The sequence below is a fragment of the Sphingomonas bacterium genome, assembly GCF_903644055.1.
In the GTDB taxonomy this organism is placed as follows: domain Bacteria; phylum Pseudomonadota; class Alphaproteobacteria; order Sphingomonadales; family Sphingomonadaceae; genus Sphingomonas_I.
In genome coordinates this window covers 1-3,507 of record NZ_CAHJXD010000157.1, presented here as the reverse complement: position 1 = coordinate 3,507, position 3,507 = coordinate 1, and the positions used below count along the sequence as shown (strand labels likewise).

Annotated in this window: 4 protein-coding genes; all 4 read left to right on the top strand. The window is 68.5% G+C overall.

All coding sequences use genetic code 11. From position 1 onward, the window contains the following. On the top strand, positions 1–1,578 hold a 1,578-nt coding region (locus HUU94_RS06895; RefSeq protein WP_174274361.1), incomplete at its 5' end, for an OPT family oligopeptide transporter. A 99-nt stretch (positions 1,579–1,677) separates the two neighbouring features. Continuing rightward, on the top strand, positions 1,678–1,950 hold the full coding sequence (locus HUU94_RS06890) for an RNA-binding S4 domain-containing protein (protein WP_174274360.1): 273 nt from the start codon (positions 1,678–1,680) through the stop codon (positions 1,948–1,950). Between the two features lie 52 nt (positions 1,951–2,002). Next, positions 2,003–2,341, top strand: coding sequence for a ferredoxin FdxA (fdxA, locus tag HUU94_RS06885; RefSeq protein WP_174274359.1), 339 nt, complete (start codon positions 2,003–2,005; stop codon positions 2,339–2,341). A 202-nt stretch (positions 2,342–2,543) separates the two neighbouring features. Next, positions 2,544–3,068, top strand: coding sequence for a CarD family transcriptional regulator (locus HUU94_RS06880; RefSeq protein WP_174274358.1), 525 nt, complete (start codon positions 2,544–2,546; stop codon positions 3,066–3,068). Positions 3,069–3,507: the final 439 nt, after the last annotated feature.

The following is a 3,507-nucleotide window of genomic DNA, read 5'->3' as shown; positions in this document are numbered from 1 at the left end:
GTCGACAGCGACCTGCCGTTTCCGGAGGGGCGCGCGGCGGCCGAGGTGCTGCTCGTCGGCGCGGGCAGCCGCACCGGCGAGGCGGCGAGCGCGCGCGGGCTCAAGGTGATCGTGCTCAACGCGCTCGTCTCGGCGGGGTTCGCGATCCTCACCCAGACGCGGCTCGCGGCGGCGGAGGCGGCGGTCTGGTTCCGCGCCGGGGCGGGCGCGACGGGGATTTCGGGCGGGCTGTCGTTCGCCTTGATCGGCGCGGGGCATCTCGTCGGGCTGTCGGTGGGCCTCGCGATCTTCCTGGGGATGGCGATCGGCTGGTGGGTGGTGCTGCCGATCCTCACCGCCGCGGCACCGACGGCGACGACCGCCACCGCGCAGGTGCTCGCCAACAGCGTGTTCCGCAGCGACGTGCGCTTCCTCGGCGCGGGCGTGATCGGCGCGGCGGCGATCTGGACCCTGCTGCGCGTGATGGGGCCGGTGGTCGCGGGCATCCGCTCGTCGCTCGCCGACGCGGGCGCGCGCGGGCGCGGCGAGACGCTGGCGCTCCAGGATCGCGACCTGCCGATCGGCATCGTCGCGGCGGGCACGCTCGCGGTACTGGCGCCGATCGCCTATCTGCTGTGGACGACGCTGGCGGGTGGGCCGCTGGCGGCATCGGCGTTCGTGCTGATCGGCGGCGCTTTGCTGTTCGTGCTGGTGCTCGGGCTCGTGATCGCGGCGGTGTGCGGCTATATGGCGGGGCTGATCGGCGCATCGAACAGCCCGGTCTCGGGGATCGGCATCCTCTCGGCGCTCGCCGCGTCGCTGCTGCTCGTCGGCCTGTTCGGGCGCGATCAGCCGGCGGGGACGACGCAGGCGCTGGTCGCCTATGCGCTGATCGTCACGGGCATCGTGTTCGGCGTCGCGACGATCTCCAACGACAATCTCCAGGATCTGAAGACCGGCCAGCTCGTCGGCGCGACGCCGTGGAAGCAGCAGGTGGCGCTGATCTTCGGCGTGCTGTTCGGCAGCCTGATCGTGCCGCCGGTGCTGCAATTGCTCGGCTCCACGCTCGGCTTCCAGGGCGCGCCCGGCGCGGGGCCGAACGCGCTGCCCGCGCCGCAGGCGGCGCTGATCTCGGCGCTCGCCAAGGGGGTGCTCGGCGGCAATCTCAACTGGCGGATGATCGGCATCGGCGTGGGCATCGGCGCGGGGCTGATCGTGCTGGACGAGGTGCTCGGCCGGCTGGGCAAGCTCCGGCTGCCGCCGCTGGGCGCGGGGCTCGGCATCTATCTGCCGATGGCGGTGACGCTGCCCGTGGTGATCGGCGCTGTGATCGGCGCATTCTACGATCGCTGGGCCCGGCGCGCCGCCGATCCCGAAACCGCGCTCCGCACCGGCGTGCTCACCGCGACGGGAATGATCGTCGGCGAGAGCCTGTGGGGCGTCGCCTTCGCGCTGATCGTCTACCTCTCGGGCAGCGACGCGCCGCTGGCGCTGGCCGGCGAAAGCTTCGAGACGACGGCGCTGATCGGCGGGACATTGCTGTTCTTCGCGCTGACCTGGGGGCTGTACCGCTATGCCAAGAGGAACGCGGTGGCCTGATCCCAACGACCGCGTCATTCCCGCGCAGGCTGTTTGGAAATTAAGCGCGCTTCCGGTGCGGAAATCCCAGCTTCGCAGGAACGACGAAGTAGCGCCTGCATGAGGCTCGACAAGTTCCTCTGGTTCGCGCGGCTGACCAAGACGCGCCCGCTTGCCGCCGCGCTCGTCGCGCGGGGCCATCTCCGCATCGATGGCCGCCCCTGCGACAAGCCGCATGCCGAGGTCCGCTCCGGGATGGTGCTGAGCTTCCCGCTCCACGATCGCGTCCGCGTGCTCAGGATCGAGGCTTTGCCCGCGCGCCGCGGCTCCGCGCCCGAAGCGAGCGCCTGCTATCACGATCTCGCGCCACCGCCCCAATGCGACAGCGGTTGACGGGCATGCGTGCGGCGCAATATGCGCCTGCGCATTCCGGGAGCGTGAACCAATGACCTACGTCGTCACCGACGCCTGCATTCGCTGCAAATATATGGATTGCGTCGAGGTCTGCCCCGTCGACTGCTTCTACGAGGGCGAGAATATGCTCGTCATCAATCCCAGCGAATGCATCGATTGCGGCGTCTGCGAGCCCGAATGCCCCGCCGAGGCGATCCTCCCCGATACCGAGAGCGGGCTCGAGAAATGGCTGGAGGTCAACACCAGCTTCTCCGCGCAATGGCCCAACATCACGCGCAAGCGCGACGCGCCCGCCGACGCCGACGACTGGAAGGGCGTCGCCGACAAATATGACACTGTCTTCTCGCCGGAGCCCGGCCAGGGCGACTGAATCGACAGCACCGCGCCATGGTGCGGCGCAAAGCTGGCATGGTTATCGATTTTGTGTTACAAGCGGGAACGAGGTCGATCGTTCGGGTCGCGCTCTTGGAATTGGTGATCGTCAGCCCCGTTTCGTTGCTGCCAGGCCGCGCGAGCAAGCGCCGGACCTCGCAGGGCACGGTGGCTTGCTTGAGCAGAAAGGTTGCAGATTCATGGCTGCTATGGCGCTGAGTTTCGTCGTGGGCGATTATGTCGTCTATCCCAAGCATGGTGTCGGCCGCGTCGTCGAGCTGCAAAGCCAGGAAATCGCCGGAGCCAAACTCGAGCTCTACGTGTTGCGCTTCGAAAAGGAGCGGATGACGCTCCGCGTGCCGACCAACAAGGCCGAGAGCGTCGGCATGCGCAAGCTCTCGTCCAACGTGACGATGAACGAGGCGCTGACCACGCTCAAGGGCAAGCCCAAGGTCAAGCGCACGATGTGGTCGCGCCGCGCGCAGGAATATGAGGCCAAGATCAATTCGGGCGATCTCGTCTCGATCGCCGAGGTGGTGCGCGATCTGTTCCGCGCCGAGGATCAGCCCGAGCAGAGCTATTCCGAGCGCCAGATCTTCGAGGCGGCGTGCAGCCGTCTCGCGCGCGAGCTCGCCGCGATGGAAGCGGTCGACGAGCCCGCCGCGCAGGTCAAGATCCTCGATATCCTCCGCGCCGCGGCGGCGATCCACAACAAGGTCGCCTGATCGGATCGCCTTAACCGTCATGCCAGCGCTGGCCGGTATCTCGTGACATCGGACGCGCCTGCTTCCACGGACCCCGGCTTGACGGCATATCGGCTGGAGTTTGTCCTGCCGACGTCACCCCGGCCTTGAGCCGGGGTCCCGCTGCTTGGCCGACGCTGAACAAGAAGCGGGACCCCGGCTCAAGGCCGGGGTGACGCTTCATCTGGAAGGATAGCCTCCAAGCCGCTTGACCTTCCCGCGCACACAGGTGTAATACTTCGCTAACACAGTGGAGGTATGACATGCGCCAGACCGTGATCGCCATCGTCCTGTTCGCGGGCCTCGCGATGCCCGCCGCCGCCGCGACGCGCGGCTTTCCCGTCGGCGGCTTCGATCGCGTGCGGACCACCGGCCCGTTCGACGTGCGCGTCCATGTCGGCGGCGCGCCGGCGGTGCGCGC

Bases quoted from the DNA above. Each gene is read 5' to 3' on its own strand.
- HUU94_RS06890 (WP_174274360.1), top strand. From the start codon at position 1,678: ATGAGGCTCGACAAGTTCCTCTGGTTCGCGCGGCTGACCAAGACGCGC.
- fdxA (WP_174274359.1), top strand. From the start codon at position 2,003: ATGACCTACGTCGTCACCGACGCCTGCATTCGCTGCAAATATATGGAT.
- HUU94_RS06880 (WP_174274358.1), top strand. From the start codon at position 2,544: ATGGCTGCTATGGCGCTGAGTTTCGTCGTGGGCGATTATGTCGTCTAT.